Source organism: Pseudomonas sp. HT11 (assembly GCF_044875395.1).
In the GTDB taxonomy this organism is placed as follows: domain Bacteria; phylum Pseudomonadota; class Gammaproteobacteria; order Pseudomonadales; family Pseudomonadaceae; genus Aquipseudomonas.
Map to the genome: position 1 here is coordinate 3,407,626 of NZ_CP173217.1, position 26,718 is coordinate 3,434,343.

General features: G+C 62.7%; 26 protein-coding genes. 11 read left to right on the forward strand and 15 right to left on the reverse strand.

Annotated elements, in window-relative coordinates:
• Window positions 1-10: 10 nt before the first annotated feature.
• Window positions 11-1,177, forward strand: a complete 1,167-nt coding sequence (locus tag ABWL43_RS15765; protein WP_404483055.1) for a GGDEF domain-containing protein — start codon at window positions 11-13, stop codon at window positions 1,175-1,177.
• 212 nt (window positions 1,178-1,389) lie between these two features.
• On the opposite strand, the gene ABWL43_RS15770 is transcribed toward ABWL43_RS15765, so the two are convergent.
• The gene (locus tag ABWL43_RS15770) at window positions 1,390-1,707 is read right to left on the reverse strand and encodes a DUF2834 domain-containing protein (RefSeq protein WP_369303117.1); all 318 of its coding nucleotides are present in this window, start codon (window positions 1,705-1,707) and stop codon (window positions 1,390-1,392) included.
• Between the two features lie 83 nt (window positions 1,708-1,790).
• Between ABWL43_RS15770 and ABWL43_RS15775 the strand changes: the two genes are divergently transcribed.
• Complete coding sequence (locus tag ABWL43_RS15775; RefSeq protein ID WP_404483056.1) at window positions 1,791-2,579, forward strand: helix-turn-helix domain-containing protein; 789 nt, start codon at window positions 1,791-1,793, stop codon at window positions 2,577-2,579.
• Window positions 2,580-2,634: 55 nt separating this feature from the next.
• Window positions 2,635-4,344, forward strand: a complete 1,710-nt coding sequence (locus ABWL43_RS15780; protein ID WP_404488426.1) for an amidase — start codon at window positions 2,635-2,637, stop codon at window positions 4,342-4,344.
• Between the two features lie 683 nt (window positions 4,345-5,027).
• Here ABWL43_RS15780 and ABWL43_RS15785 read toward each other — a convergent pair.
• Genes ABWL43_RS15785 through ABWL43_RS15795 form a run of 3 tightly spaced genes read right to left on the reverse strand, consistent with a single transcriptional unit; the run spans window position 5,028 to window position 6,458 of the window.
• Entirely contained in the window at window positions 5,028-5,765 is a 738-nt protein-coding gene (locus ABWL43_RS15785) for a CPBP family intramembrane glutamic endopeptidase (RefSeq protein WP_404488428.1), read from the reverse strand.
• A 7-nt stretch (window positions 5,766-5,772) separates the two neighbouring features.
• Complete coding sequence (locus ABWL43_RS15790) at window positions 5,773-6,243, reverse strand: RidA family protein (protein WP_119740019.1); 471 nt, start codon at window positions 6,241-6,243, stop codon at window positions 5,773-5,775.
• 5 nt (window positions 6,244-6,248) lie between these two features.
• Window positions 6,249-6,458, reverse strand: coding sequence for a DUF6434 domain-containing protein (locus ABWL43_RS15795; protein WP_145161156.1), 210 nt, complete (start codon window positions 6,456-6,458; stop codon window positions 6,249-6,251).
• Between the two features lie 257 nt (window positions 6,459-6,715).
• Between ABWL43_RS15795 and ABWL43_RS15800 the strand changes: the two genes are divergently transcribed.
• Entirely contained in the window at window positions 6,716-7,147 is a 432-nt protein-coding gene (locus ABWL43_RS15800) for a nuclear transport factor 2 family protein (RefSeq protein WP_106578990.1), read from the forward strand.
• A 29-nt stretch (window positions 7,148-7,176) separates the two neighbouring features.
• Here the strand turns inward: ABWL43_RS15800 and ABWL43_RS15805 are convergent, their stop codons facing one another.
• Window positions 7,177-8,502: a PLP-dependent aminotransferase family protein gene (locus ABWL43_RS15805; RefSeq protein WP_404483057.1), complete on the reverse strand. Its 1,326-nt coding sequence runs from the start codon at window positions 8,500-8,502 to the stop codon at window positions 7,177-7,179.
• 89 nt (window positions 8,503-8,591) lie between these two features.
• On the opposite strand from ABWL43_RS15805, the gene ABWL43_RS15810 reads away from it, so the two are divergent.
• A complete protein-coding gene (locus ABWL43_RS15810; protein WP_404483058.1) occupies window positions 8,592-9,482 on the forward strand; it encodes a DMT family transporter in 891 nt (296 codons plus the stop codon).
• Here the strand turns inward: ABWL43_RS15810 and ABWL43_RS15815 are convergent.
• Window positions 9,479-10,045, reverse strand: coding sequence for a YceI family protein (locus ABWL43_RS15815; RefSeq protein WP_404483059.1), 567 nt, complete (start codon window positions 10,043-10,045; stop codon window positions 9,479-9,481). The two genes, ABWL43_RS15810 and ABWL43_RS15815, sit on opposite strands and share 4 nt — an antisense overlap.
• 121 nt (window positions 10,046-10,166) lie before the next feature.
• Here ABWL43_RS15815 and ABWL43_RS15820 point away from each other — a divergent pair, with 121 nt between their 5' ends.
• A complete protein-coding gene (locus ABWL43_RS15820; RefSeq protein WP_242198244.1) occupies window positions 10,167-10,661 on the forward strand; it encodes a PaaI family thioesterase in 495 nt (164 codons plus the stop codon).
• A 44-nt stretch (window positions 10,662-10,705) separates the two neighbouring features.
• Window positions 10,706-11,593 carry a YghX family hydrolase gene (gene yghX / locus ABWL43_RS15825; RefSeq protein ID WP_145161165.1) on the forward strand — a complete coding sequence of 296 codons (888 nt, stop codon included), beginning with the start codon at window positions 10,706-10,708 and terminating at the stop codon, window positions 11,591-11,593.
• A 368-nt stretch (window positions 11,594-11,961) separates the two neighbouring features.
• Here yghX and ABWL43_RS15830 read toward each other — a convergent pair whose 3' ends face one another.
• Complete coding sequence (locus ABWL43_RS15830; RefSeq protein WP_145161167.1) at window positions 11,962-13,146, reverse strand: DUF2252 domain-containing protein; 1,185 nt, start codon at window positions 13,144-13,146, stop codon at window positions 11,962-11,964.
• A 256-nt stretch (window positions 13,147-13,402) separates the two neighbouring features.
• Here ABWL43_RS15830 and ABWL43_RS15835 point away from each other — a divergent pair, with 256 nt between their 5' ends.
• Genes ABWL43_RS15835 through ABWL43_RS15845 form a run of 3 tightly spaced genes read left to right on the forward strand, consistent with a single transcriptional unit; the run spans window position 13,403 to window position 16,794 of the window.
• Entirely contained in the window at window positions 13,403-14,662 is a 1,260-nt protein-coding gene (locus tag ABWL43_RS15835) for an aspartate aminotransferase family protein (RefSeq protein ID WP_404483061.1), read from the forward strand.
• Window positions 14,659-16,161 (forward strand): APC family permease, encoded by a 1,503-nt coding sequence (locus tag ABWL43_RS15840; protein ID WP_145161171.1) that lies wholly within the window; start codon window positions 14,659-14,661, stop codon window positions 16,159-16,161. The genes ABWL43_RS15835 and ABWL43_RS15840 overlap by 4 nt, the downstream gene beginning before the upstream one ends.
• A 57-nt stretch (window positions 16,162-16,218) precedes the next feature.
• Window positions 16,219-16,794: a DUF1349 domain-containing protein gene (locus tag ABWL43_RS15845; protein WP_404483062.1), complete on the forward strand. Its 576-nt coding sequence runs from the start codon at window positions 16,219-16,221 to the stop codon at window positions 16,792-16,794.
• Here the strand turns inward: ABWL43_RS15845 and ABWL43_RS15850 are convergent, their stop codons facing one another.
• Together ABWL43_RS15850 and ABWL43_RS15855 are read right to left on the reverse strand one after the other, a co-directional pair.
• The gene (locus ABWL43_RS15850; protein WP_404483063.1) at window positions 16,795-17,688 is read right to left on the reverse strand and encodes a LysR family transcriptional regulator; all 894 of its coding nucleotides are present in this window, start codon (window positions 17,686-17,688) and stop codon (window positions 16,795-16,797) included. It lies immediately after the preceding gene.
• 49 nt (window positions 17,689-17,737) lie between these two features.
• Window positions 17,738-18,616: a LysR family transcriptional regulator gene (locus tag ABWL43_RS15855; protein ID WP_404483064.1), complete on the reverse strand. Its 879-nt coding sequence runs from the start codon at window positions 18,614-18,616 to the stop codon at window positions 17,738-17,740.
• Between the two features lie 127 nt (window positions 18,617-18,743).
• On the opposite strand from ABWL43_RS15855, the gene ampC reads away from it, so the two are divergent.
• Window positions 18,744-19,898: a class C beta-lactamase gene (gene ampC / locus ABWL43_RS15860; protein ID WP_404483065.1), complete on the forward strand. Its 1,155-nt coding sequence runs from the start codon at window positions 18,744-18,746 to the stop codon at window positions 19,896-19,898.
• Window positions 19,899-20,018: 120 nt separating this feature from the next.
• Here the strand turns inward: ampC and dctM are convergent, their stop codons facing one another.
• The 6 genes from dctM to ABWL43_RS15890 all read right to left on the reverse strand — a co-directional run bounded on the left by dctM (window position 20,019) and on the right by ABWL43_RS15890 (window position 26,717).
• Entirely contained in the window at window positions 20,019-21,299 is a 1,281-nt protein-coding gene (dctM, locus tag ABWL43_RS15865) for a C4-dicarboxylate TRAP transporter large permease protein DctM (protein ID WP_071487261.1), read from the reverse strand.
• Window positions 21,299-21,931: a TRAP transporter small permease gene (locus ABWL43_RS15870; protein ID WP_404483066.1), complete on the reverse strand. Its 633-nt coding sequence runs from the start codon at window positions 21,929-21,931 to the stop codon at window positions 21,299-21,301. The genes dctM and ABWL43_RS15870 overlap by 1 nt, the downstream gene beginning before the upstream one ends.
• Before the next feature lie 177 nt (window positions 21,932-22,108).
• Entirely contained in the window at window positions 22,109-23,092 is a 984-nt protein-coding gene (locus tag ABWL43_RS15875) for a TRAP transporter substrate-binding protein (protein ID WP_145161183.1), read from the reverse strand.
• A gap of 241 nt (window positions 23,093-23,333) precedes the next feature.
• Window positions 23,334-24,149, reverse strand: a complete 816-nt coding sequence (locus ABWL43_RS15880) for an HpcH/HpaI aldolase/citrate lyase family protein (protein WP_404483067.1) — start codon at window positions 24,147-24,149, stop codon at window positions 23,334-23,336.
• Between the two features lie 15 nt (window positions 24,150-24,164).
• Window positions 24,165-25,358: a CaiB/BaiF CoA transferase family protein gene (locus tag ABWL43_RS15885; RefSeq protein ID WP_404483068.1), complete on the reverse strand. Its 1,194-nt coding sequence runs from the start codon at window positions 25,356-25,358 to the stop codon at window positions 24,165-24,167.
• 9 nt (window positions 25,359-25,367) lie between these two features.
• Window positions 25,368-26,717 carry an MmgE/PrpD family protein gene (locus ABWL43_RS15890; protein ID WP_404483069.1) on the reverse strand — a complete coding sequence of 450 codons (1,350 nt, stop codon included), beginning with the start codon at window positions 26,715-26,717 and terminating at the stop codon, window positions 25,368-25,370.
• Window position 26,718 lies beyond the last annotated feature (1 nt).

The window sequence follows — 26,718 nt, forward strand, 5'->3', positions numbered from 1 at the left end:
CCGGCACGACATGACGCTCGACCCTCCTACGATTCTGATATTGACCATCGCGCTGGCCGCCGCTGCCGCCCTGTATCTGGCGGTGGAATGGCGCAGCGTGCGCGAGCCGTCGCTGCTGTTCTGGGCGGCAGGTTTCGCGATCATCAGCGTCGGCTCCACCCTGGCCCTGCTGCGCAGCAGCGGCCTGTTGATGATCGGTATCTGGTTTGCCAACGGCTTGCTGGTGAGCGCGCACTGGCTGTTTTTGCTCGGCGTGGCCCGCTTTACCCACGTGCGCCTGTCGCGCGCCTGGCTGCTGATGCTGGTCGCCTGGCTCGGCATGCTGCTGTTGCCCGGCGACCAGGCGTGGTCCAAAGCCATGCTGATGGTCAACTCATTGCTGGTCGCGTTGCCGACCTTGCGCGCCAGTTTCCTGCTGCGCCCCCACGGCAAATCCCTGAGCATCGGCGCGGTGCAATTGCGCTATGTATTGCTGCTTCACGGCGCGTTTTATGTGGCCAAGGCGCTGTCGGTAATCATCCCCGGCACGCTGATCGATCTTGCCGCGTTCAAGGGCGAAATCATCCAGGTTTCGTTGGTGGAGGGCGCAATGGCGATCATGTTGATCGCGTTGTCGATGACCGGCTCCGAGCGCTATCGGCGTGAACAGCAGATCGCCCGGCTGGCGGCCCGCGACCCGTTGACGGCGCTGTACAACCGCCGAGCCCTGGATGTGCGTGCGCCGCAGCTGTTTGCCCAGGTATCGCCGCAACACCCAGGCGCTTTGCTGTTGATCGATATCGACAACTTCAAACTGGTCAACGACCTCTACGGGCATACCGCCGGCGACCGGTTGCTGATTGCCCTGAGCGAGATGATCCGCACGGTGGTGCCCGAAGGCGCGCTGGCTGCTCGCCTGGGCGGGGATGAGTTTGTGATCCTGTTGACCAAGGCCTCGACCGCCCAGATTGTCGAGCTGGGCAGCCGCTTGCGTGAGCAGTTCCGGCAGTTGGCCGCACACACCTTTACCACCCCGGCACCGGTCACCCTGAGCATCGGCGCCAACCTGTTCGACCAGCCACCGCCGAGCCTGACGGCGCTGATCGAACAAGGCGACACCACGCTCTATGAAAGCAAACGCGGCGGGCGTGACAGCATTCGGCTGGTGGACCGAACGGGAACCGGTTCGTACGGTTAATGACTTCCTGTGGCGGACGGGATTGTTGTGGCCAGCAGGCTTGTTGTGGCGAGCGGGCTTGCCCCGCGTTGGGCTGCGCAGCAGCCCCATAACGGACGCCGTATTGTTTCAGGGACACCGCGTCGGCAGTTTTTTGGGGCTGCTGCGCAACCCAACGCGGGGCAAGCCCGCTCGCCACTGCAAACCCGCTCACCACTGCAAACCCGCTCGCCTCAGGTTTGGTGGTGACGGTGTGCAAACCCATTCACGACGATGTAAAGCAACGGCCCCACCGACACAAACACCGCCGTCAGCAAAAAATACGGCACCAGCGAAGCCACCGAGCGCCCTCGCCCGCGCGCATCCCGGTACATCCACGCACACGCAAGCAGCGCCATCAGGTACAGGTCAATCACCACCTGCGCGGTGTCCGGCCGCGACATCAATTCCCGCCCAAATGCCAACAGTGATTGCTCGGCCGTGAGCATCGTAGCCAAGGTGTACAACGAAAAACCCAGCAAACCGGCCAGGGCGAAATAAGGTCTGCGCATGGTGCCTTCCTTGAAAGGATCGAAGCTCAACATAGTGATAAGGTTGCGCCTCTCGCAATGACCTCGGAGGTCATGATCAGGCCATGGACACCCCTTTAACTGCCGGCCAGCACCTGCGCCAATTGCGTCGACACGCCAAGCTCAGCCAGCTGGACCTGGCCTTGATCACGGGCGTTTCCCAGCGCCACCTCAGTTGCATCGAAACCGGCCGGGCCAAACCAGGCCCGGGTACTTTGCATACCCTGCTGACGGCGCTGGAAGCCCCGCTGGAGCAGTGCAACCAGGTGTTCCTCGCCGCCGGCTACGCGCCGCGTTACACCGCTACCCCACTCGCCGCACCCGCCATGGCCGCCGTCCGTGAAGCCGTCAGCCATGTGCTGCACGCCAACAACCCCGCCCCGGCGATTCTGCTGGGCAGCGAGTGGCAAGTGCTCGCCGCCAACGCCAGCACCGGCCTGTTGTTTGAGCTGGTCGGGATTGAGCCGAATGCCGCCGATGGGCTGAACCTGCTGACCACGCTGTTGCAAACCGGCGGCCTGGGCGATCACCTGATCAACGCCGAAGAAATCCGCACCGTCGCCTGGCAACGCGCAACCCGCGAAGCGCTGGGGAATCCTGCATTGGCGGGGTTACTGGCCCGTTTGCCGGTGCCGAGCAGCACCGAGTTGCCCAATGAAATGCCGCCGCTGGTGTTCACGCGCATCCGCTCACATCGCGGTGAACTGAATTTCCTGTCGACCTTCACCACCTTCGGCATGCCCCAGGACATCACCCTCACGTCACTGCGCATCGAACATCTGATTCCTGCTGACGCGCCCACGTGGCAAGTGATGCGCGCCGCTTACGCGGAATATGCGGCGCTGGTTTTGTGAAATATCTGTACGTAGACTGCCGCCATACCTCCCACCTGAAGGCGGCGAAAAAAACCTGATGCAAGTTACCGAAGTCTCCATTGCCCAATTGCGCGCTGCGCTTGAAAGCGGCCAGACCACTGCCGTTGAACTGGTTAAGGCTTACCTGGCACGCATCGAGGCCTATGACGGCCCGCAGACCGCGACCCAGTTGAACGCCGTGGTGGTGCGCAACCCGCAAGCGCTTGAAGAAGCCCAGGCCGCCGATGCGCGCCGGGCCAAGGGCGAAACCTTGGGGCCATTGGACGGCATTCCCTACACCGCCAAGGACAGCTACCTGGTCAAAGGCCTGACGGCAGCCTCCGGCAGCCCGGCCTTCGCCACGCTGGTGGCGCAGCGCGACGCCTTCACCATCGAGCGCCTGCGCGCCGGCGGCGCTATCTGCCTGGGCAAGACCAACATGCCGCCGATGGCCAATGGCGGGATGCAGCGCGGCGTTTATGGCCGTGCAGAAAGCCCGTACAACGCTGACTACCTGACGGCGCCGTTTGCCTCCGGCTCGTCCAACGGCGCGGGCACCGCAACGGCAGCCAGCTTCGCCGCCTTCGGTTTGGCCGAGGAAACCTGGTCGAGCGGGCGCGGCCCGGCGTCCAACAATGGCCTGTGTGCCTACACGCCGTCGCGCGGGATTATTTCCGTACGCGGCAACTGGCCGCTGACGCCAACCATGGACGTGGTGGTGCCGTACGCACGAACCATGGCCGACCTGCTCGAAGTACTCGACGTCGTGGTCGCCGAAGACACCGACACGCGCGGCGACCTCTGGCGCCTGCAACCGTGGGTGCCGATTCCGAGCGTGGCGTCGGTGCGCCCGGCCTCTTACGCTGACCTGGCTGTGGGCAGCGAATCCCTGGCCGGCAAGCGTTTCGGCGTGCCGCGCATGTACATCAATGCCGACCCCGAGGCCGGCACCAGCGAGAAACCCGGGATCGGCGGGCCGACCGGGCAAAAGATCAACACCCGCGCCAGCGTGATCGACCTATGGCACGCCGCGCGCCAGGCGTTGGAAGCCGCTGGTGCCGAAGTGATTGAAGTCGACTTCCCACTGGTCTCCAACTGTGAAGGCGACCGCCCTGGCGCGCCGACGGTGTTTACCCGTGGCTTGGTCTCCAAGGAGTTTTTGCACGACGAATTGTGGGAACTGTCGGCCTGGGCGTTCGATGATTTCCTGCGCGCCAACGACGACCCGGCGCTCAACCGCCTGGCGGATGTCGACGGGCCGAAAATCTTCCCGCACGACCCTGGCACCCTGCCCAACCGTGAAGACGACTTGGCCGCCGGCATGGACGAGTACGTGCGCATGGCCGAGCGCGGCATCACACCGTGGAACGAAATCAGCACGGTGCCGGATGGCCTGCGCGGGCTGGAACAGACCCGGCGCATCGACCTGGAAGACTGGATGGACGCACGGGGCCTGGACGCGGTGTTGTTCCCGACCGTGGCCGATGTCGGCCCGGCCGATGCCGACGTGAACGAAGCCTCGGCGGATATCGCCTGGAGCAACGGCGTCTGGGTGGCTAACGGCAACCTCGCGATCCGCCACCTGGGCGTGCCGACCGTCACCGTGCCGATGGGCGTAATGGCGGACATCGGCATGCCAGTGGGGTTGAACTTCGCCGGGCGCGCCTATGACGATTCGGCGCTGCTGCGTTTTGCCTCGGCGTATGAAGCCACCGGCAGCAAACGCCTGATCCCGCCGCGTACGCCGCCGCTGGCAGCTGGCTAAACACGGTCCGATTGTGGGAGCTGGCTTGCCTGCGATAGCGGTGGCTCAGCCAGCCCATTTGTCACTGACAGACCGCCTTCGCGAGCAAGCCCGCTCCCACAGTGTTGACTGCATTTCAGGCCACGCCGATCAGCAGCAGCCTAAACGCGCTCCACATGTGGGAGCTGGCTTGCCTGCGATAGCGGTGGATCAGCCAGCCTATTTGCCACTGACAGACCGCCATCGCGGGCAAGCCCGCTCCCACAGTGTTGACTGCATTTCAGACCACGCCGATCAGCAGCCGCCTAAACACGCTCCAAATGTGGGAGCTGGCTTGCCTGCGATAGCGGTGAATCAGCCAGCCTATTTGTCACTGACAGACCGCTATCGCGAGCAAGCCCGCTCCCACAGTGTTGACTGCATTTCAGGCCGCGCCGGTCGGCAGCAGCCTAAACACGCTCCAAATGTGGGAGCTGGCTTGCCTGCGATAGCGGTGGTTCAGCCTGCCCATTTGTCACTGACAGGCCGCCATCGCGGACAAGCCCGCTCCCACAGTTTTGACTGCATTTCAGGCCGCGCCAATCAGCAGCTGGCTAAACACAGTCCAATTGTGGGAGCTGGCTTGCCTGCGATAGCGGTGGATCAGCCAACCTATTTCTCACTGACAGACCGCCTTCGCAGGCAAGCCATTTCCTGCATTCACATCAAGCCAGGTAAGGCACGGCAATCAGCAGGATGGCCGTGCCATGGGCCACGGTCGCTGGCAACACGCCGTAGCGCATGCGCACCAGCGCGCAGGCCAGCCCTTCGATCAGGGTGAACAGCAATACCGGCCAGCCCAGTTGGGTGACACTCAAGGCCAGGAACGCATGGCAGGCCGCAAAGGCTACGCCGCTGATCAATGCCGCGCGCAATGGCGTCACTTGCTGTTCGAGGTAGCCCTGCAAAAACCCGCGAAACAGCACCTCTTCCAACGCATTCGCGCCATAAGCCAGGACCACCATACCCGGCAGCCAGACCCAGTAGCCGTGAATCTCGAACGCCTCGATGCCCTGGTAAACCCGCAGCGGCACACCGAGCAAACAGCCCATCACAAGCCCCACGGCCAGGCCCAGCGCAGGATTGCCGATGGTCCAGCGCATCAGCTGCCATAATTGCGGCGCCGTGCGTGCAAGCAACATGATCAGCAGCACTGACATCCCGCCCAGCGCCGCCAACACAAAGGCATTCGCGCTGAACGCAATCTGCACCTCGCTGCTGAGCGACCACATCCCCAGCGGCGTCATCGCGTCACGCATCAACACAAATGCCGTCAGCAGGATCAGGATGCGCATCGCCTGCATTGCTCTGGGCGTCAGCGCAAACCACAGCCCAAACAGCACCAGCCCCGGCGCCAGGTGAATGCCGTAGTTGATCAGTACGCCCATGCCTTGGCTGATCATGCCGGCTTCAACCGTGGGCGACGGCAATCATGTCGATCTCGACCGCTGCCGATTTCGGCAACTGCATCACCCCCACCGATGTGCGGGTGTGCGTGCCGGCGCTGCCGAGGATTTCATGCAGCAGGTCCGACGCACCGTTGGCCACCTCGCTTTGCTGATCAAAGTCTTCGGCGCTGCGCACGTACACGGTGATACGTGCGATGGCCTTGACTTGATCCAACGAGCCCAATGCCTGCTTGAGCAAGCCCAGGCAACGCAGCGCGCTGATGCCGGCGGCGATTTGTGCCTGGGCCAGGGTCAGGCTTTCGCCGACTTTGCCGGGCAGCACGATCGTGTCGCCAACCCGCGGGATCTGGCCGCTGATGTACAGGTGGTGACCATCGCGCACCAAGGGTGTGTAGTTGCCGCCGATTTTGAACTCATCCAGTTGATAGCCGAGACGCTGCTGGGCCGCCTGGTATTTTTCGTCTGCTGTCATGCTCGTCAAACCTCGTTGCGACGTTGCCACTCATCCACCACATCGCCCAGGGTCTTGGGGATGTCGCTGCGAATCCAGGCCATGAAAGGCCGGTCGAACTTGAACCCCGGGCCGCAGTGTTCAAGCATGAAACGGCGAACGTTCTGGGTATTTTTGTAGTGGGGGGTGACGGGAGTAGCGCGGGTAATGACATCGCTGTGCCAGTTAAAATCCATTTTCCCCTCGGGCGTTTTGTTGTGTCGGCAGTAGCATAGCGATGTGCTACTTGAGCAGGAAGCGGCAAGGCAAAACTCGCACCATCAGTTTCCGTGTTGAGATGTCGTACAAGACCTCGCCGGATTCATAACGAAACAATGCCCAACCCTTTCAAGATATTTCGAAATTTCACTTTCTTTCCCCATCAGAAATATTGCATGGTTGTACGACGACTTAAATCATCGTGCCCGACCCCAACAACAATAAGGAAACACCCATGCAAAACGTCAAAGTGCTGATCGGTTTTCTGTGCCTGTTCACCGGCTACGTCGCAGCTGCGCCTGCCCCCGCCGAAAAGGATGTGGCCCAAGCGGTCGACCAACTGACCCAAGCCATGTTGCACCTGGACCTCAAGCAACTTCATGCGCTGACCTCCGACAAACTCACCTATGGCCACTCCAGCGGCAAGGTGCAGAACAAAGCGCAATTCATTGCTGATCTGGAAACCCACACCAGCGCGTTCAAGACCCTCGAAATGCAGAACCAGACCATTACCCTCGACGGCGACACCGCCCTGGTGCGCAACCACTTTCACGCACTGGCGGTGAACAGCGGCGTAGACACGCCAACCGACATCGACAACTTCCAGGTCTGGCAGAAGCAAAAAGGCAAATGGCTGCTGATCGGGCGTCAGGCTTACAAATACTGATGACTGGCGGTGAGCGGGCGCGCCTCAGCTCACCATTGCACCACCTCGCGAACCTTCACCAGCGCCTCGCGCAGCGCCGACATGCTCACCGAGCCCAACGCCAAACGCAGCGCGTGGGGCACGGTTGCCGAGACCGCAAACGGCTCGGCGGTCGACACCGAAATACCCTCGCGCTGCAAGGCCATGGCGATCTGATCGGCCCTGGCCTCTTCACCCAGCGGCAGCCACAGAAAATACGATGACGGGTGGCTGATGTAATGCACGCCCTTGAGCACGTGCGCCGCCAAGGCCTGTCGCGCGCTGGCATCCTGGCGCTTTTGCGCTTCCAGCTGGTCGACCGTGCCGTCCTCGATCCAGGCCACGGCCATCGCACTCATGACACCGGGCACGTTCCAGGTGGTGGCCATGATGGTGCGTTCCAGTTTCTTTACCCAGGCCGGGGGCGCGGCAATAAAGCCGACCCGCAACCCGGTCGCGACGCTCTTGGAAAACCCGCCGACGTACACCGTGCGCTCAGGCGCCAGGGTTGCCAATGGTGGCGGCGCTTCTGCTGCCAGAAACGCGTAGGCCGCATCCTCGATGAGCATCAGGTTGTGTTGTCGGGCTATGCCGACTAATTCCTCACGCTGTTCCAGGCTCATCACCCAACCCAACGGGTTATGCAAGGTCGGAATGCTGTACACCGCGCGCACCGTGCGTTTGCTGCACAGGCGTTGCAGGGCGTCCAGATCCGGGCCACTGGCAGTGGCCGGGATCGCGACGATTTCCAGGTGCAGGGTTTCGGCCAGCACTTTAAAGCCTGAATATGTCAGGGCATCGACGGCAATCACATCACCCGGTTTGAGCAATGCCATCATCGTGACCGCCAAGCCGTGCTGGGCACCGCTGACCACCAGTACTTGCTCGGCCTCCACCACCAGCCCTCGGCTCAACAGGTGCCGCGCCACCGCCGCGCGCTCGTGCAGGCGGCCGGCATGGGGCTGGTAGCGCAGCAGCGCCTCCAGGTCGCCCGACAGCGCCAGTTGGCGCAACGCCGTACGCAGCAAATCGGCCTGGCCCGGCAGCGACGGGTAGTTGAAATTGAGGTCGAGCATGCCCGTCGCCACCGTCATCTGCCCACTGCCCTGCCCCGGCGGCAATGAAATCTCGCGCACGAAAGTGCCGCGCCCGGTTTCGCCACTGACCAGGCCCATCGCCTCAAGCTCGCTGTACACCCGGCTGGCCGTGACCAGCGCCAGGCCATGGTCGGCGGCCAATTGCCGGTGGGTGGGCAGTCGCGTGCCGGGTGGCAGCGCACCGCTGCGAATATCCGCGGCAAAAGCATCGACCAGCGACTTGTAGCGAGCACGTGGCATAAGTGATGTATCCATGACAATTTTTTGATTGTCTTAATCTTCAATCCTAGGATGGCCGAACGCAACCTAACCTTTTCAGGCACGCCCTCATGGAACGCACCCTTTGCCTCAACAGCCTCGACAGCAGTACTCAAGGTTGGATCAACGGTTTTATTGGCGTGCTCATTTTCAGCGGCTCACTGCCGGCCACGCGCCTGGCGGTGATGGAGTTCGACCCGGTATTTCTGACCATGATCCGCGCCACCCTCGCCGCCGCGCTGGGGCTGTGCCTGCTCGGTGTGTTCAAGGAGAAACGCCCCGCGCGCGCGCAGTGGATGCCGCTGGCAGTCGTCGCGCTCGGTGTGGTGATTGGCTTCCCGCTGCTGACGGCACTGGCGTTGCAATACGTGACCTCGGCGCACTCCATTGTCTTCATCGGCCTGCTGCCGCTGGCCACGGCGGTATTCGGCGTGCTGCGTGGCGGCGAGCGGCCGCGCCCGGTGTTCTGGCTGTTTTCGATGCTCGGCAGCCTGTTGGTGATGAGTTACGCCGTCGCCCAAGGCTTGAGCGCCGCGCCCGTGGGTGACGTGCTGATGCTGTTGGCGGTGCTGGCATGCGGTTTGGGCTATGCCGAGGGCGCCAAATTGTCGCGCACCTTGGGCGGGTGGCAGGTGATCTGCTGGGCGCTGGTGGTGTCGCTGCCGGTGGTGGCGCCGCTGAGTCTGATCCTCGCCCCCGCGACCTTGAGCGGCATCAGCCTGCCGGCCTGGCTGAGCCTGGGTTATGTGGCGTTGTTCAGCATGCTCATCGGCTTTGTGTTCTGGTACCGCGGCCTGGCCCAGGGGGGCATCGCCGCCGTCGGCCAGTTGCAGTTGCTGCAACCCTTCTTTGGCCTGGCGCTGGCAGCGGGCCTGCTGCATGAGCAGGTCAGCCTCGGCATGGTGTTGGTGACGGTTGCGGTGATCGGCTGCGTGGCCGGCGCGAAGCGCTTCGCGCGCTAACGCTGCGGCGCAACCATCTTGAACTTGATGGTGATGTCGTTGGACACCACGCTGTTGCCCGCCCACTCACCTTCGCCAATCTTGAAGTCGTCGCGCTTGAGCACAAACTCACCGTCGAACACGCCGATGCCGCTTTGCTCCTTGAGCAGCACAGTGATGTCCACCGGCCGCGTGGTGCCCTTGATCGTCAGGTTGCCGGTGATCGTGTAGCGGTTGTCGCCCAACGCGGTGGCGCCGTTGGACTCATACACGCCAACCGGATAGGCCGTGGTGTCGAACCACGCCGGTTGTTGCAACTGGGTATTGGCGTCCGGGCTGCCGGCGTCGATGCTGGCGAGCTGGATCTTGAGCAACGCATGCGCCGCCTCGGGCTTTTGCGTATCGAACGTCAGGGTGCCCTCAAAGTCGCTGAAGGTGCCATACACCCGCTGCCCGAACTGCTGGAAGGTAAAGCTGATCTGGCTGGCGGTGCGGTTGACGTCTTTGTATTCCGCGGCCTGCGCGCTGGAAAACCAACAGAAGACGAGGACCAGCAAAAACACCTTGGACATTCGACGCTTCATGAAACGCTCCGCGAGAGAAAAGGACACACGTGCTGAGCTAACACGCCATGGCATGGATTTATTCCCATCGGGCGCGCGTCCTGCTAAACAGAGTAGTCGCGAAAAACAATAAGGACTTTTCATGCCCACTCCTTCTCTGCAGGACACCACCGCCCCCGAAGGCATCTGCTACGGCTGTGGCGGCAGCAACCCGCATGGCCTGCACATCAAAAGCCGTTGGGACGCCGATGGCGTCCATGTCATCGCCGAGCATCAACCCGAGGCCAAATACAGCGGCTGGCCCGACCTGGTCTACGGCGGCCTGATCGCCATGCTGGTGGACTGTCATTCCAACTGGACGGCCATGGCTTATCACTACCGCGCCGAGCAACGTGAACCCGGCAGCTTGCCGCGCATCGATTGCGTCACCGGCAACCTCGGCATCAAATTCATCAAGCCCACGCCCATGGGCGTCACGCTGAGCCTGCGCGCGCGGGTTGAGGGCGAGGTGGGACGCAAAAGCCGCGTGGTCTGCGAGGTGTACGCAGGTGACGTGCTCACCGCCATCGGTGACTCGGTGTTCGTGCGCGTCGATACCGGCCAACTGGCCGCTGCCGCGCATGGTCGCGAGGGCTGATCCTGGTCTACATTGATTGCCACCGCTAATCGAGGAATGCACCGATGACTCGTCTCACCGCGAAAGACTTTGCCCCCGAACTGCTGGAACTCTACGACGGCTACGCCCACGGCAAGCTCAACCGCCGCGAGTTTCTCGACCGCGCCGCGCTGTTCACCTTCGGCGGCCTCACCGCCTCTGCGCTGCTGGCGGCCCTGAGCCCCAACTATGCGCTGGCCGAACAGGTCAAGTTCACCGACCCGGAGATCATCGCCGACTACATCACCTACCCCTCGCCCAAAGGCAACGGCACGGTGCGCGGCTACCTGGTACGCCCGGCCAAGGCCAGCGGCAAGGTGCCGGCGGTGGTGGTGGTTCACGAAAACCGTGGCCTGAACCCCTACATCGAAGACGTCGCCCGCCGCCTGGCCAAAGCCGGCTTCATCGCCCTGGCGCCGGACGGCCTCACCTCCATGGGCGGCTACCCGGGCAACGATGAAAAAGGCGTGGAACTGCAACAGAAAGTCGACCCCGAAAAACTCATGAACGACTTCTTCGCCGCCATCGAATGGCTGATGCACCACGACAACAGCACCGGCAAAGTCGGGATTACCGGCTTCTGCTATGGCGGCGGCGTGACCAATGCCGCGGCGGTGGCTTACCCCGAATTAGGCGCGGCGGTGTCGTTTTACGGCAAGCAGCCGGAGGCAAAAGATGTGCCGCGGATCAAGGCGCCGATCATGCTGCACTACGGCGAGCTGGATACGCGGATCAACGAAGGTTGGCCGGCGTATGAGAAGGCCTTGAAGTCGGCGGGCACAACGTACGAGGCGTACATCTACAAGGGCGCCAACCACGGGTTTCACAATGACTCAACACCCAGGTATGACGAGGCGGCGGCGAATCTGGCGTGGGAAAGAACCCTCGGCTGGTTCCACAAATACCTGGCCTGACCCCACTCTAAATGTGGAAGCTGTCTTGCCGTGGCGAGCGGGCTTGCCCCGCGTTGGGGCGCGAAGCGGCCCTAAAATCTGACGACTCAATCATGCTGGAAAGGCGCGGTGACTGTTCTGGGGCTGCTGCGCAGCCCAACGCGGGGCAAGCCCGCTCGCCACATCAAGCCAGCTCTCAGCTTAGAAATAAGGGGCGGACCACGCTTAATCCAAAACCGTGGTCTGACCCCGATTTTCAATTTTCACAGCAAAAAACTGTGGGAGCTGGCTTGCCTGCGATGGTGGTCTGTCAGTAACCAATAGGCTGGCTGACCCACCGTTATCGCAGGCAAGCCAGCTCCCCCATCGGCTCCTCGCTGATTTCCAGCTCAATGCTCCAACGCATACCGCCGACAATGGTTGAGATAACCCTGCTCATGACTCCCCACCAACTGCACCACACTGGTCCATAACCACGACGGCGCATCCAGCTGTTTCGAGCGGTTTTCCTGCAGCACCGCCATCCACTGCTTGCGCGTGTCGCGGTCCATTTGCCGGGCATGGGCGATGCCGACCACGCGGGCCAGGTAGCCGGCGGCGTGCATGGCGTCGGTTTCGCTGAGCTCATCCAGCTCCAGCTTCATGTCCTGGGGCAGCAGCTCGCGGATGAAGAATCCGTGATCCAAAAAGCGCGTCGCCAGCATGCGCTCGCCCAAGCCCGGCGACAGCTGGCGCGCGCCTTCCACCACCCGTCGCCCATTGTCGCGGGGCATCTTCGCGCGCGGTGTACGCGGTGCAGCGGCGCCGACGGCTTCCTTGATATCGATCAGGCAATATTCCTGATCATCCTTGTCGCCCACGCCCAGCAGTGCCGCATAGCGCAGCAAGCCGAGGGAACTGCAGCCCTTGACCCAATAGGCTGAGTCCAGCAGTTCAACCTTGGCGTCTTTGGGCCGGCCTTTGAGCGAGGTGACCAACTGGTGGATTTCATCCGAGGCGCAGAGGGTTTGCAGGGCGCCTTTTTCTGCCCGCGACAATGCCCAGAAGTGCTTGCCCAGCGGAATCGTCGGCCGCACGTTTTCAATGCGTTCACGCGCCAGGTTTTTCCAGGTGCGCTCCACCGCGCTGCGCATGCCGGCCTTGACCTGGGATGGGCGTGGCGGCACTTCGTCGGGCTTGTCTTTGAAGGCTTGTTCGTAGCCACCAATCATCTCTTCAAGCATGCGCGCGGTAGTCACTCCCGGCAGGTCCGAGCCGCGTGCGGCGGTGGCCAACGACAAGGCCAGGCGCACCAGATCGTGGGCCGGGTTGCCGATCACGGTCTGGTCAAGGTCGCGGATGTGCATGTCGATACGGCCCTTGATATCGCCGGTCGGGCCCAGGTTGCCGGCGTGGCAATCGCCGCAGATCCAGATCGCCGGGCCGTGCGGCAAGCGGCGGCCTGGCTGGCTGTGCAGCCATTCGTAAAACTGCACCGTGCTGCCGCGCACATAGGCGTGGGCGGAGCGCGCCATCTTCAAGTTGCGCAGTTGCGTGAGGTGGGGCATGCGGTCGGCGGGGCGCGGGGTTTTCATGGATGAACTCAGTACGGGGAGATGCGGTAGAGCGTAGCCCCACAAGGAATGTTTCATTATGTTTCAAAAAAAGTGGCAAAAAGCCTGTTTCAATTCATAAGCCACACCAAATAATCCGTCGCTAATCCGTCTTTCTAATCGCCCGCCCCTGCGCGCTAGCATCGGCCTTACTCGATGCAGCGAGTCACAACCCTAACTGCACACATCCACAAACACTGCCGCCCTAAAAAAAGAGATAAAGCAGATGAATGACGTGATGAACACTGCACTCCAGGCGCCCACCAAGATCAACCTGGTCAAGGCCCGTGGCTCGCTGGTGTGGGACGACCAAGGCAAGGAATACATCGACTGCACCGCCCAGGCATGGTCGAACAACCTGGGGGCCAACGACCCGCGCGTGGTGGAGGCGGCGATTGCGCAACTGCGCGACATGACCCACATCCGCCCCAACTTCGGCTCCCCCGCCCACACCCGGCTGGTGGCGAAGCTGCGCGAAGTCTCGCCGGCCTCGCTCAACCAGATGGGTTTTGCCCTGCATGGCAGCCTCGCCGGTGAAATGGCGATGAAACTGGCGTTCAAAAACCGTCCCGGCGCGCAAAACCTGCTGGTGCTGCAAGACGGTTATCACGGCCGCTCGCTGGCCACCCTCGGCGCCAGCTGGCCGCACCCGAATAACCCATTCCTGGCGATTCAGCCGCGCTTTACCCGCGTGCCGCACCCGAACCCGTATCGCACCCGACTCGGGCTGGACCCGGAAACCGAATCCCAGCTGTGCCTGGGTCTGCTTGAAGACACCATTCTCAAAGGCGTCGACGGCGGTGTGGCAGCAGTGATGATGGAGCCTATCCAGGGCAATGGCGGGCACATCGAGTTTCCGCGCTCGTACTACAAAGGCGTGCGCGAGATTTGTGATCGCCTCGGCGTGTTACTGATTTTTGATGAAGTGCAAACCGGTTTCGGGCGCATGGGCACGATGTGGGCGGCGGACTATTACGACGTACTGCCCGACATCATCGTGTTCGGCAAAGGCGTGGGCGGCGGCTTTCCGCTGGCCGGCATCCTGGCCGACGACACACTCAAGTGGTTTGACGAAGGTGAAGAAGCGCTGACCTTTGGCCACTTTCCCGTGTCGCTGGCCGCAGGTTATGCCGCCGTCGAAGCCATCGTCGCCGACGGTCTGTGCGACAAGGCGCGCGACTCGGGCGAATACATCACCGCACGGCTCAAGGAGATGCAAACCCGGCACCCGCTGATCGGCGACGTGCGCTGCCCGGGCCTGATGGCCTCCATTGAGCTGGTCAAGGACCGCGCCACCAAAGAGCCCGCATGCCGTGAATCCCAAGAGGTCTATCGCCTTGGGCTGGAGCGCGGCGTATTGTTCGGCGAGAGCCGTTACGCGGGCCTGGGCAACCTGATCAAGGTCAAGCCGCCGCTGGACATCGAGCGCCCGCTGCTGGCCAAGGCACTCGACGTGCTGGATGAAGTGATCGGCATCATCGAGGAGCAACGGCCATGAGCACGATTGTCGAAAGCCCCGTCACCGCCCCACCGAATAGCCAAGCCACGCTGTCCAGCGACGACGCCGACCTGGCGAGCCTTGGCTACGAGCAAAAGATGCACCGCACCATGAGTGCCTTCACCTCGTTTGCCCTGGCCTTCTCCATGGTCTCGATCAACACCGGCGTGGTCACGCTGTTTGCCGACCCGTTCAACCGCGTCGGCGGCATCGGCATCCTGCTATGGCTGCTGGTGATCCCGCTGGTGTGCTGCATCGTGATGGTCTACTGCCATTTGGCCGGGCGTATTCCGCTTACCGGTTACGCCTATCAGTGGTCGAGCCGCCTGGCCGGCAATCACTTCGGCTGGTTCACTGGCTGGGTAGCGTTCACCTCGTTTGTCGCCGGCACGGCGGCCACTTCGGCCGCCATCGGCACGGTGTTCGCCCCCGAGATTTGGGCCAACCCTACACAAGGCCAGATCCAGGGCCTGAGCATCGGCGCGACGCTGGTGGTGGGGCTGCTGAATATCTGCGGGATTCGCCTGGCTACACGGATCAACGACATCGGCGCGATCATCGAAATCATCGGCACGGTGCTGCTGGCGATTGCCTTGTTCTTTGGCGTGTTTTTCTTCTTCGAACACACCCAAGGCGTGGCGATCCTCACCTCGGCGAAGCCCGTGAGTGGCGGCGACATCAGCTTCACCACCCTCGCCCTCGCCACCTTGTTGCCAGTGTCGGTGCTGCTGGGTTGGGAAGGCGCTGCTGACCTGTCCGAAGAAACCAAAGACCCGCGCCGCGCCGCACCCCGGGCGATGATTCGCGCGGTGCTGGTGTCCAGCGTGCTGGGTTTCGTGGTGTTTGCGCTGCTGAGCATTGCGATACCGGGCTCGGTCAGCGAGTTGCTCAGCCACAGTGAAAACCCGGTGATCAATATCGTGCGCCTGCAACTGGGCGACGCGGCGGGCATCGGCATGATCGTGATTGCCTTCGCCTCGATCCTCGCGTGCCTGATTGCCAATATGGCAGTGGCCACGCGCATGACCTTCGCGCTGTCGCGGGACAATATGCTGCCGGGCTCCAAGGTGCTGGCGAAGATCAACCCGCACTTCGGCACGCCAGTGGCGGCCATCGTGCTGATCACCGCCATCGCCGTGCTGCTCAACCTGGCCAGCGGCGGGTTTGTCACGGCGATCTACTCGATGGTCGGCCTGACCTACTACTGCACCTACCTGCTGACCCTGATCGCCGCCTTCCTCGCCTACCGCAACGGCCGCATGCCCGGCGCACCGGACGGTGTGTTCAGCCTGGGCCGCTGGCTGTTGCCGATGATCCTGCTGGGCGGCGCCTGGGCCATCGCGGTGATCCTCACCCTCAGCGTGCCTGAAGAAAGCCGCACCGGCGCGATCACCACTGGCGTTACACTGGGGGTCGGCGTGCTGTGGTGGCTGTTCTCACTGCGCAAGCGCCTCAACAACGGCAGCGCGGGGCCGAGCAGTCAGTTGCTCGATCACTAGCCACACACAAAACCCCGGCAACGGGGTTTTGCTTGTCACTCTCAAGGAGGTCTATCGATGTTTGCCCAGGCTACCTGGCTCAACCCGCCACAACAGTGGACCCGCGAAGACGACAGGCTGACGGTCACCACCGATGCCCACACCGACTTCTGGCGCGAAACCCACTACGGCTTTGTGCGTGACAACGGCCATTTTCTGTTTGTGCAAACGCCGGGGGAATTCACCGCCCAGGTGAAAATCCAGGGCGACTTTGCGCACTTGTACGATCAGGCCGGGCTGATGGTGCGGATTGATGAAACGCAGTGGGTGAAGATCGGCGCCGAGCTGTCCGATGGCGTGACGCTGCTCAGCAGTGTGTTGACCGATGGCGTGTCGGACTGGGCCACTGGCGTGTTCCCCGGTGACCCGCAAGCCTTCTGGATTCGCGCAACCGTGGCCAACGGCGCATTACGCGTGCAGGTCTCGGTGGACGGCGTGAGCTGGCCGCTGGTGCGGTTGGCGCCCTTCCCTGTCGCGCCGTCGTATCAGGTCGGGCCGTACTGCTGCACGCCTGAACGCGGCGGTCTGGAAGTGCGCTTTTGCGAATGGCAGGTCAGCGCGCCGAACGGCAAATCGCTGCACGACCTGTCCTGACTAGGGGCGGCTGCTCGCCACTTCCACGGCCAGTTCGGCGAAGTTGCGCGCGGCCATGCTCGGGTGCGGCGGCAAGGCCACCGCCACTTCGCACATCGGCATATCACTGATCACCGGGAACGCCAGCCCGGGCCGTGCGTAAAAACGTGCGGTGGAGAGTGCCGTGATGCTGATTCCGCGCTCCGACGCTACCGCCTGCAATTCGGTTTCCACCGTCGAGGCTTCGTGCACGATCCGCGCCGGCTGCCCGTTGCGGTAGGCATCGGCGGTCCAGTAACTGCGCCAGACGCCACTGCCCGGCGCGGCAATGATCGGCTCATCGAGCAGGTCATGCACGCTGACGCGGCTTTCGCCCGCGAGTCGATGGCTGGATGCCAGGCAGGCCACGCAAGGCTCGGCGACCAACGTGTGCAACTCGATCGCCGGCAGCCCCAACGGTGGGCGCAGCACCGCGACGTCCATGCCGGCATCGATGCCGGCCAGAGGTGAAGCGAAGTCGTACTCGCGCACCACCAGTTCGATCTCGGGGTAGCGCTTGGCGAACACGCTGAGGATCTGCGGCATCAGGTCGACCCCGGCGCCGATCAGGAAGCCCACGTTCAAGCAACCGCGCACACCGCGCGCGTGCTCGCGGGCGGTTTGCACCAAGCGGCCGACGCCATTCACAACTTCCCGCGCCTCCAGCAACAGCGCCTGACCGGCGCCGGTCAGCGCAACGTTGCGCGTATTACGTTCGAACAGTTGCACATCCAGCAGCGCCTCGAACTGGCGAATGGTCTGCGACAAGGCCGGTTGCGACACATGCAGGCGCGTGGCTGCGCGCACGAAGCTGAGCTCTTCGGCCACCACCACAAAGGCCTTGAGTTGACGGATGTCCACGCCGGAAGTCTGCATCGGCTCTCCTGTTGATCAGTTCGATGGCCCAGGTCGAGAATGGCACGAGTCAGGCGTCGGCGGATACGGCTTGCAGCCAGCCCTTGAACGCCAGCATCGCCGAGGTCTCGGCGCGCGACTGCAGACGCGTCAGCCAATAACTGCCGGTGGTAATGCCAACGTCGAACGGCTGGCGAATCACATCCGTCGCCAATTGCCGCGAGAACATCATCGCCGGGGCCAGCGCCACGCCGATGCCTTGCAGCGCCGCTTCCATCATTGCCAGCGACGAATCGAAGACGATGCTGCGCGGTACGACGGTGTCGGCGGGCAGGCCTGCGGCCTGGAACCATTGGGTCCACTCATCGGCGCGGTAGGAGCGCAGCAGCGTGTGTTTCAACAGGTCGGCCGGCGTGCGCAATTGCTCGGCCAGCGTGGGTGTACACAGCACGGTCAACGGCGCCGCCAGCAATTCACAGGCGTCGGTGCCGTGCCAGGCGCCAGCCCCGAAGCGGATCGCGTAATCCAGGCCTTCGGCGGCCACGTCCACACGGTTGTTGTGGGTGGACAGGCGCAGGTCGATAAACGGGTAGCGCGCCTGAAAGTCCGGCAGGCGTGGCAGCAGCCAACCCACGGTAAAGGTGCCCACCGCGCCTACGGTGAGCACTTCGCGGTAATGCCCGCCTTCGAACTGGCTGAGCGTCTGGGCAATGCGGTCAAACGATTCGCGCACCACTGGCAGCAAGGTCTCGCCCTCACGGGTGAGCATCAAGCCGCGTGGCAGGCGCTTGAACAAGGTGACATTGAGTTGAGCTTCAAGGCTTTTCACCTGATGGCTGACCGCCGCCTGGGTCACACACAGCTCAATGGCGGCCCGGGTAAAACTCAAGTGGCGGGCCGACGCCTCGAAGGCGCGCAAGGCATTGAGCGGCAGATGGGAACGCAGCATGCTTGACCCCAGATTTTCTAATGGCTGGTGCGAGATATGATCGTTTGATCGCGGCCGGCAAACTGCCTACATTTGCCCCGCCTGCGCAGGCTTTCTATTTAATCGATCACCTCATGGAAGCGACATCATGCCCCAACTTTCTCTGTTTGGAGTGCGTAATTTAACCGCCCTGGCCGTATTCATCGCTGCCGGCAACTGCGTGGCGGCAACTGACCTGCAGGCCGTGGTAGACGCCCGCGTAAAACCGTTGATGCAACAACAGGCCATTCCGGGCCTGGCGGTCGCCGTGGTCCAGAACGGCAAGGTGCAATACTTTAACTACGGCACGGCCTCAAAAGAAACCCAGCAGCCGGTCAGCGAAAACACCCTGTTTGAAGTCGGCTCGGTGAGTAAAACCTTCACCGCCACCCTCGGCGGTTACGCCCAGGCGACCGGCAAGCTCAAGCTCTCGGACACCGCCAGCCAGCACTTGCCCGCATTGGCCGGCAGCGCCTTCGACAAGATCAGCCTGCTGCAGCTGGCAACCTACACCCCGGGCGGCCTGCCCCTGCAATTTCCCGACGCGGCCGACAGCGCCGAGACCATGCTCGGCTACTTCCAGCACTGGAAACCGACTTACGCACCGGGCGCACAACGCCTGTATTCGAACCCGAGCATCGGGCTGTTCGGCTATCTGGCGGCGCAAAGCCTGGGCCAGCCGTTCAACGTGGCCATGGAAAAAACCCTGCTGCCCAAGCTGGGCTTGACCAACACCCACGTCAGCGTGCCCGCGGACAAATCCGCGCTGTACGCCCAAGGCTACGACAACAACCAGAAGCCCGTACGCGTCAGCCCCGGCGCGCTGGACAGCGAAGCCTACGGCATCAAGACCAGCGCCCAGGACCTGGCTCACTACGTGATGGTGAACATGCACCCGCAAACCCTGGAAAAGCCGCTGCAACAAGCGATTGCCACCACCCACGCGGGCTACTACACCGTGAACGGCATGACCCAGGGCCTGGGCTGGGAGCGCTACCCTTACCCGGTCACGCTGCAAGCCTTGCTGGAGGGCAACTCCACGCCTATGGCAATGGAGCCGCACAAGGTCAACTGGCTGACGCCCGCACAGCCGCAACCGGCCAATGTGCTGTACAACAAAACCGGCTCGACTGGCGGTTTCGGGGCGTACGTGGTGTACGTGCCGAGCAAGGACATGGGCGTGGTGATGCTGGCGAACAAGAATTACCCCAACGCTGAACGGGTCAAGGTGGCGCACGCGATCTTGAGCGCGATGGATCACTAAAGCCTCGCACACATCAACTGTGGGAGCGGGCTTGCTCGCGAAGGCGCCGTGTCAGTCGGTGAAGATGTTGACTGACACACCGCTTTCGCGAGCAAGCCCGCTCCCACATTTCTGAACGTGTTACATCCCCAGCCAGTGCGGCAACGCCAGCGAAATAAACGGCAGGTAAGTCACCATAATCAGGAACACCAGCAGGATCATCAGCCACGGCAACGCCGCGCGGATGGTCTGCCCCAGGGTCAGGCCGGTCACCGCCGAGGTCACGAACAGGTTCAACCCCACGGGTGGGTGCACCAGGCCGATTTCCATATTCACCACCATCACGATCCCCAGGTGAATCGGGTCGATGCCCAACTTCATGGCAATCGGGAAGAAGATCGGCGCCAGGATCAACACGATGGCCGAGGGCTCCATAAAGCTGCCCGCCACCAGCAACACGATATTGACCATGATCAGAAAGCCGATCGGCGTGAGGCCTTCAGAGATCACCCAGGCCGTGATTTCCTGCGGGATCTGTTCGGTGGTCAGCACGTGGGCGAACAGCATGGCGTTGGCGATGATAAACATCAGCATGATCGCCAGGCGCCCGGACTCCAGCAGTACCTTGGGACAGTCGCGAAATTTCATGTCCTTGTAGATGAACAACGCCACGAACGCCGAGTACACCGCCGCCACCGCCGCGGCCTCCGTCGGGGTGAACATGCCGCTGTAGATGCCGCCGAGGATGATCACCAGCAACAGCAAGCCCCAGAATGCGCGGCGCGCACAGGTCAGCCATTCACGAAAGGTCGCACGCGGTTGAGCCGGCAGTTTTTTGATGCGCGCAACGATGTAGATCGCGACCATCAACATCAGGCCCAGCAGCAAGCCCGGAATCACACCGGCCATAAACAGCTTGCCCACCGAGGTTTCGGTGGCCGCCGAGTACACCACCATCACAATCGAGGGCGGAATCAGAATGCCCAGGGTCCCGGCGTTACAGATGATCCCCGCGCCGAATTCCTTCGGGTAACCGGAGCGCACCATGCCCGCCACGGCAATCGAACCCACCGCTGCCACCGTCGCCGGCGATGAGCCCGACAGCGCGGCAAACAGCATGCACGCCAACACCGCCGCAATCGCCAGGCCGCCACGGATGTGGCCGACACAGGCGTTGGCAAAGTCGATCAAACGCTGCGCCACGCCGCCGGTGGTCATGAACGCACCGGACAACAGGAAGAACGGAATCGCCAGAAAGGTGTAGGCGTCAGAGGTTTCAAACAGTTTGATCGCCAGCGAACTCACCGAATCCTGGCTGAACATCAGGATCGACACCGCGCCGGACAGCCCGAGGGAAATCGCAATCGGCACGCCGAGGAACATGAACACGAACAGCAGCAAAAACAGACAGAGCACGGCCATCAGTGACGCTCCTCGTGGCTGCTGGCCAACTTGCTGGCCTCGCCGGCCTCGTCGGCCAGGCCCAACCCGACCTGACGGTGGGTAAAGATGCGGTAGAAAATTTCCAGGTAGCGGATGAACACCAGGGCGAAACCGATGGGCACGATGATCACAATATCGCCCACGTCCACGCCGTATTGGTCGAGGTCTTCGGCGCCAATATGGGCGGTCATTACCGCACTCACCCACTTGTAGCTGGCGACCATGAACAGCCCCGCGTAGGCCAGGCAGCACAGGCACGCGAGCATGCCGAGCAAGCGTTGCACCGGGCGCCTGGTCAGCTTGACCAGCGCGTCCACGCCGAGGTGGCCGGCGGTGCGCACACCGTAGGAGATGCCGAAGAAAATCAGCCAGCCGAACATGGCCTTGGTCAGCGCCACGCTCCAGGTCATGTCCTGGGCCCAGGTCATGGTGTGGTCGCCCAGGGCGTTGAAGAAGTTGCTGCTCCACGCCCACTTGTCCGCCAGGGAAAAGAACAGCGTGTAGATGTTGTTGAGCATGACGTAGACAAATGTCACCAGGGTCATGGCGGCCAGCAGGAAGGCGATAAAACCTTCCTCCAGGTGCTCCCAGACGCGCCTTAGCGTTTGCATGGCAAAACCTCGCGAAGCGGGAATGATGTCGGGGTGGAAATCGGCTCAACCTGTGGGAGCCGGGCTTGCCCGCGATGGGAGCAGCTCGGTTCTGCAGATACACCGAGTTGCCTGCATCGCAGGCAAGCCAGCGCCCACATAAAGCCGTTTCCAAAGCAGGTTTGGGTGCTCGCCCAACTACTGGTTGGACGCGTCCGCCGCCTTGATCAGGTCGGCGCCAATCTCGCCTTCAAACTTCTGCCACACCGGGCGCATGGCTTCGCGCCAGAGCTGGCGTTGCTCGGGGGTCAGTTCGATGATTTCGCTGGTCTTGGCGTCGATGATCTTCTGCTTGGCCGACTGGTTCAGCGCCTCGGCCTGCTTGTTCACCTCCACAGTGACCTCGAGCATGATCTGGTCCAGGGTGGTGCGGATGTCCGGCGGCAGGCCGTTCCAGAACGTGGCGTTGGTGATCACCATGTAGTCGATCAGGCCGTGGTTGGACTCGGTGAAGTACTTCTGCACTTCGTTGACCTTCTGGCTTTCATAGTTCGACCAGGTGTTCTCGGTGCCGTTGACGGTGCCGGTTTGCAGGCCCTGGTAGACCTCGGCAAAGCTCATCTTGCGCGGGTTGGCGCGGATCGCCTTGAACTGCTCCTCAAGCACGCTGGAGGCTTGCACACGGAACTTCAGGCCACGGGCGTCCTTGGGTTCGTGCAGGGCTTTGTTGGAGGAGAGTTGCTTGAGGCCGTTGTGCCAATAGGCCAGGCCGAGGATGTTTTTGTCTTGCATCGAGGTCAGCAGGGCTTTGCCCTGCGCGGCCTGGAAGCGGTCGACGGCGGCCAGGTCGTTGAACAAAAACGGCAGGTCGTATATCTGCACTTGCTTGGTGTACTGCTCGAACTTGGCCAGCGACGGCGCCAGCATCTGCACGTCGCCCAGCAGCAGCGCTTCCATCTCCTTGCCATCGCCGAACAGCGACGAGTTGGGGTACACCTCAACCTTGACGCGGCCCGGCAGGCGCTCTTCGGCGAGCTTCTTGAACAGCAGCGCGCCCTGGCCTTTGGGGGTATTTTCGGCGACCACGTGGGCGAACTTGATCACAATCGGGTCCGCCGCCTGGGCCAGGCCCGCGGCAAACAACGTGGCGGCGCACAGCAGCGCCCGAGAAAGCTTGAGCATGGACAATCACCTTCTTATTGTTGTGTTGTAGGGCAAGGTGCCTGATGTCACGTGTGTAGTGAATTTCGAATTTTAGATACCTGCGTTCGGCTAGGACGAACGCCAATCTTTAGAACAATGAAGATCAAGTGTGGGAGCTGGCTTGCCTGCGATAGCGGTGTGTCAGGCAGTAGATTTGTTAGCTGAGCCACCGCAATCGCAGGCAAGCCAGCTCCCACAGTTTTTGATTCGGTTTCGTCAGCTATATCTTGGCCGCCAGCAACCTCTGCGCGCGCAGCAGCACCGGCGCATCCACCATCTGCCCATCAATCTGATAGGCCCCTGCCCCCTGCGCCCCGGCATCCACCACGCGTTTGGCCCAGGCCAAATCATCGGCGCTCGGCGCCAGGGCCTCGTGGATCACCGCCACCTGCCTGGGATGAATACACAGCGCGCCGGCAAAGCCCATCTCGTAGGCGTGCCGGATCGAACGCCGTAAACCTTCAGGGTCATCGATAGCCGGGTGCACGCCATCCAGCGGCGCGACCAGCCCTGCCGCACGCGAATGCACGATCAACGCCAGGCGTGCCTGGTCGAGGGCGAACTGCGCGGCCGCGGAATGGCTGCTCAGGTTCAAGTCCAGCGCCAGGTCCAGGCCCCCGAACGACAGGCGCTCCACCTGCGGCGCACGAGCGATTTCAGCCACCGCCAACAAACCCCGCGCACTTTCGATAATCGGCCAGATCACCTTGCCGGTTGTCGCCACCACGGCGACCTGCGCCGCGCTCTCGACTTTGGGCAACAGCACGCCTGCCACATTTGCATGGGCTTTGCAGAACGCCACGTCTTCAAAATGCTCGGCATGCTCCGGCGCGTTGATACGCACCCACACCTGGGCCTCGGGATGGTCTTGCAGAAACGCCCCAAGATTATCCCGCGCCTGGCGTTTGAGCGGCTCTTCGACCGCGTCTTCAAAATCGACAATCACCGCATCGGCGCCACTGGCCAACGCTTTGGCAAACCGCTCCGGGCGACTGCCGGGCACAAACAAGGCCGAACGAACCAAAGGCTTTGGCATCACTTAAATTCCTTATTAGATAACGCCGCGTGCACGCAGAGTGTCGATGGCTTCACCCGAATAGCCGAGCTGATCAAGGATGCTCTGGCTGTGCTGCCCGAGTGCCGGCACTGCATCCATCCGTGGGGTAAACGCGGCATTGCGCGCCGGTGGCAGCAGCGACGGCAACGGCCCGGCCGGGCTCTGGACTTCACGCCAGCTGTTGCGCGCCTTGAGCTGCGGGTGGTCCCACACGCCCTGCATGTCGTTGACACGCGCACTGGCAATCTGCGCGTCTTCCAAACGCTGGATCACCGCCTCGGCGTCCAGCTGCGCAAAGCTATCGACAATGATCTGGCGCAGCACTTCACGGTTGGCCGAACGCTTGAAGTTGGCCGAGAAACGCTCATCGGTGGCCAATTGCGGCGTGAGCAGCACCTTGTCGCAGAACGCCGCCCATTCGCGTTCGTTCTGTAACCCGAGCATCACCGTGCCGCCGTCGCCGGTGGGGAATGGCCCATACGGGTAAATCGTCGAGTGCGCCGCGCCGGCGCGCGGGGGTTGCGGCGCGCCGTCGAACGCGTAATACATCGGGTAGCCCATCCACTCCACCAGGCTTTCGAGCATGCTCACGTCGATGCGGCTGCCCTTGCCCGTTTTGCCGCGCAGCAGCAGCGCCGAGAGGATGCCGCTGTAGGCGTACATGCCCGCAGAGATATCAGCGATGGAGCAACCGGCCTTGGCCATCTGGTCGTCACCGGGGCCGCCGGTCACCGATAGAAAGCCGCCCTCGCTCTGGATCAGCAAGTCATAGGCCTTTTTCTTCTCGTAAGGCCCGCCTTCGCCATAGCCGGAAATATCGCAGACGATCAGCCGTGGGAAACGCGCGTGCAGCGCTTCAAACGACAAGCCCATGCGCGCCGCCGCGCCGGGTGCGAGGTTCTGCACCAGTACGTCGGCGTCGGCCAGCAAGGTGTCGAGGATGGCGCCCGCCTCGTCCTGCTTGAGGTCCAGGGTCAGGCTTTCCTTGGAGCGGTTGGTCCACACGAAATGCGAGGCCAGGCCGCGCACGCGCTCGTCGTAACCACGCGCAAAATCACCGGCGCCAGGGCGTTCGATCTTGATGACGCGGGCGCCCAAATCGGCCAATTGACGTGTGCAGAATGGCGCGGCAATCGCGTGTTCCAGGCTGACGACAGTGATGCCGTCCAGCGGTCGTTGATTATTCATCACAAATCCTCAAAGCCAGTGGGCCATGGACGCGGCGTTACGCAGGTTCCAGGCCTTGTCGATCAGTGCATCCGCCTGGGCAGGTGAGCGGGCGCCACTGAAGTGGGTCAGGCGCTGGAACTTGTCCGCCAGCGCCTCACGGCTCAAGGTGTTGCCCGGGTCGCCCTTGGGCTCATCAATGGCGCCGTGCAGCGTGCGGCCGTCGACCGTGGTGACGGTGACGCGGCCCAGCCAGCGTTGCGGGTAGGCATCGTCCACTTCAGGGTCCAGCGTCATGCTGACCTTGTCGCGAAAGCTCGCAACGGCAGGATCGGTCAGCGCCAGTTGGTGAAACTCGGTGAGCCCGGCCTTGCCATGCACGGCGATCAGGCCGAGCACCGTGCCCATGGAAAACTTGGCCTGGTGCACGGTCGCGGGCACTGCCACGCGGCCCAGAACATCGATGGCGCCCTGGTGCACACGGGTTTGCACGCGGGCGATCTGCTCAGCGCCCAGCCCTTCGCGCTGCATCAAATCCAACAGTGCATCGGCGGCAGGATGGGTGTGGCGGCACGAGGCGTGAAACTTGAACGAGGTTTCCAGCAGCGCCCAGCGCGTGCCCAGGTCAGCCGACAATTTGCTCGGCTGCGCGTCACTGGACATGCCCGCCGCCAACCCTTGGTCGCCTTCAAGAATATTGCGCGCGCCGGTCAGTCCGTCTGCGGTCAGGTACGCGGCGAGCAAGCCATCGGCGGCAGCCTTGGCGGTGTGCAGTTGCTTGGAGTCGGCAGCGTCGCGCAGGAATTCCCACAGCCCCGCGGCCTGAGTGCCGGCGCTGCCGAGCAGGTTGATGAATTGTTCTTCGTTGAAATCCAGCAGCTTGCCCACGGCAACGGCCGCCGCCAGGGTGCCGACAGTCGCCGTGGTGTGGAAGATACGGTAGTGAGAACGCCCCATGAATTCGCCGATGCGAATCCCGGCTTCATAACCGGCCACCGACGCCAGCAGCAACTCGCGGCCGGATTTGCCGAGGTCTTGCGCGGCGGCCAAGGCAGCCGGAAACACCACGGTGGCCGGGTGCAGCACCGAGCTGTTGTGCAGGTCATCCTGCTCCACCAGATGGGACGCGGCGCCGTTGACCAGCGCGGCGAAATACGCGCTGCTGCTGGCGCCACTGACGATGATCTGCGCCGGGCCGCTGCTCGGGCCCATCTTTTGCGCGTAGCGCTCGAACAAAGGAATCGGGTGCGCGCCCTTGCTCGCCAATGCAGAGGCGAGCCAATCCAGATACAGGTCTTCGGTGCGCGCCAGCACGTTGTCGGGCAACTGTTCGTAGTTCAACTCGGCGAGGAACCGACACAGGGCTTGGGTATGGCTCATG

Bases quoted from the DNA above. Each gene is read 5' to 3' on its own strand.
- ABWL43_RS15765 (WP_404483055.1), top strand. From the start codon at position 11: ATGACGCTCGACCCTCCTACGATTCTGATATTGACCATCGCGCTGGCC.
- ABWL43_RS15770 (WP_369303117.1), bottom strand. From the start codon at position 1,707: ATGCGCAGACCTTATTTCGCCCTGGCCGGTTTGCTGGGTTTTTCGTTG.
- ABWL43_RS15775 (WP_404483056.1), top strand. From the start codon at position 1,791: ATGGACACCCCTTTAACTGCCGGCCAGCACCTGCGCCAATTGCGTCGA.
- ABWL43_RS15785 (WP_404488428.1), bottom strand. From the start codon at position 5,765: ATGATCAGCCAAGGCATGGGCGTACTGATCAACTACGGCATTCACCTG.
- ABWL43_RS15790 (WP_119740019.1), bottom strand. From the start codon at position 6,243: ATGACAGCAGACGAAAAATACCAGGCGGCCCAGCAGCGTCTCGGCTAT.
- ABWL43_RS15795 (WP_145161156.1), bottom strand. From the start codon at position 6,458: ATGGATTTTAACTGGCACAGCGATGTCATTACCCGCGCTACTCCCGTC.
- ABWL43_RS15800 (WP_106578990.1), top strand. From the start codon at position 6,716: ATGCAAAACGTCAAAGTGCTGATCGGTTTTCTGTGCCTGTTCACCGGC.
- ABWL43_RS15805 (WP_404483057.1), bottom strand. From the start codon at position 8,502: ATGCCACGTGCTCGCTACAAGTCGCTGGTCGATGCTTTTGCCGCGGAT.
- ABWL43_RS15810 (WP_404483058.1), top strand. From the start codon at position 8,592: ATGGAACGCACCCTTTGCCTCAACAGCCTCGACAGCAGTACTCAAGGT.
- ABWL43_RS15815 (WP_404483059.1), bottom strand. From the start codon at position 10,045: ATGAAGCGTCGAATGTCCAAGGTGTTTTTGCTGGTCCTCGTCTTCTGT.
- ABWL43_RS15820 (WP_242198244.1), top strand. From the start codon at position 10,167: ATGCCCACTCCTTCTCTGCAGGACACCACCGCCCCCGAAGGCATCTGC.
- yghX (WP_145161165.1), top strand. From the start codon at position 10,706: ATGACTCGTCTCACCGCGAAAGACTTTGCCCCCGAACTGCTGGAACTC.
- ABWL43_RS15830 (WP_145161167.1), bottom strand. From the start codon at position 13,146: ATGAAAACCCCGCGCCCCGCCGACCGCATGCCCCACCTCACGCAACTG.
- ABWL43_RS15835 (WP_404483061.1), top strand. From the start codon at position 13,403: ATGAACACTGCACTCCAGGCGCCCACCAAGATCAACCTGGTCAAGGCC.
- ABWL43_RS15840 (WP_145161171.1), top strand. From the start codon at position 14,659: ATGAGCACGATTGTCGAAAGCCCCGTCACCGCCCCACCGAATAGCCAA.
- ABWL43_RS15845 (WP_404483062.1), top strand. From the start codon at position 16,219: ATGTTTGCCCAGGCTACCTGGCTCAACCCGCCACAACAGTGGACCCGC.
- ABWL43_RS15850 (WP_404483063.1), bottom strand. From the start codon at position 17,688: ATGCAGACTTCCGGCGTGGACATCCGTCAACTCAAGGCCTTTGTGGTG.
- ABWL43_RS15855 (WP_404483064.1), bottom strand. From the start codon at position 18,616: ATGCTGCGTTCCCATCTGCCGCTCAATGCCTTGCGCGCCTTCGAGGCG.
- ampC (WP_404483065.1), top strand. From the start codon at position 18,744: ATGCCCCAACTTTCTCTGTTTGGAGTGCGTAATTTAACCGCCCTGGCC.
- dctM (WP_071487261.1), bottom strand. From the start codon at position 21,299: ATGGCCGTGCTCTGTCTGTTTTTGCTGCTGTTCGTGTTCATGTTCCTC.
- ABWL43_RS15870 (WP_404483066.1), bottom strand. From the start codon at position 21,931: ATGCAAACGCTAAGGCGCGTCTGGGAGCACCTGGAGGAAGGTTTTATC.
- ABWL43_RS15875 (WP_145161183.1), bottom strand. From the start codon at position 23,092: ATGCTCAAGCTTTCTCGGGCGCTGCTGTGCGCCGCCACGTTGTTTGCC.
- ABWL43_RS15880 (WP_404483067.1), bottom strand. From the start codon at position 24,149: ATGCCAAAGCCTTTGGTTCGTTCGGCCTTGTTTGTGCCCGGCAGTCGC.
- ABWL43_RS15885 (WP_404483068.1), bottom strand. From the start codon at position 25,358: ATGAATAATCAACGACCGCTGGACGGCATCACTGTCGTCAGCCTGGAA.
- ABWL43_RS15890 (WP_404483069.1), bottom strand. From the start codon at position 26,717: ATGAGCCATACCCAAGCCCTGTGTCGGTTCCTCGCCGAGTTGAACTAC.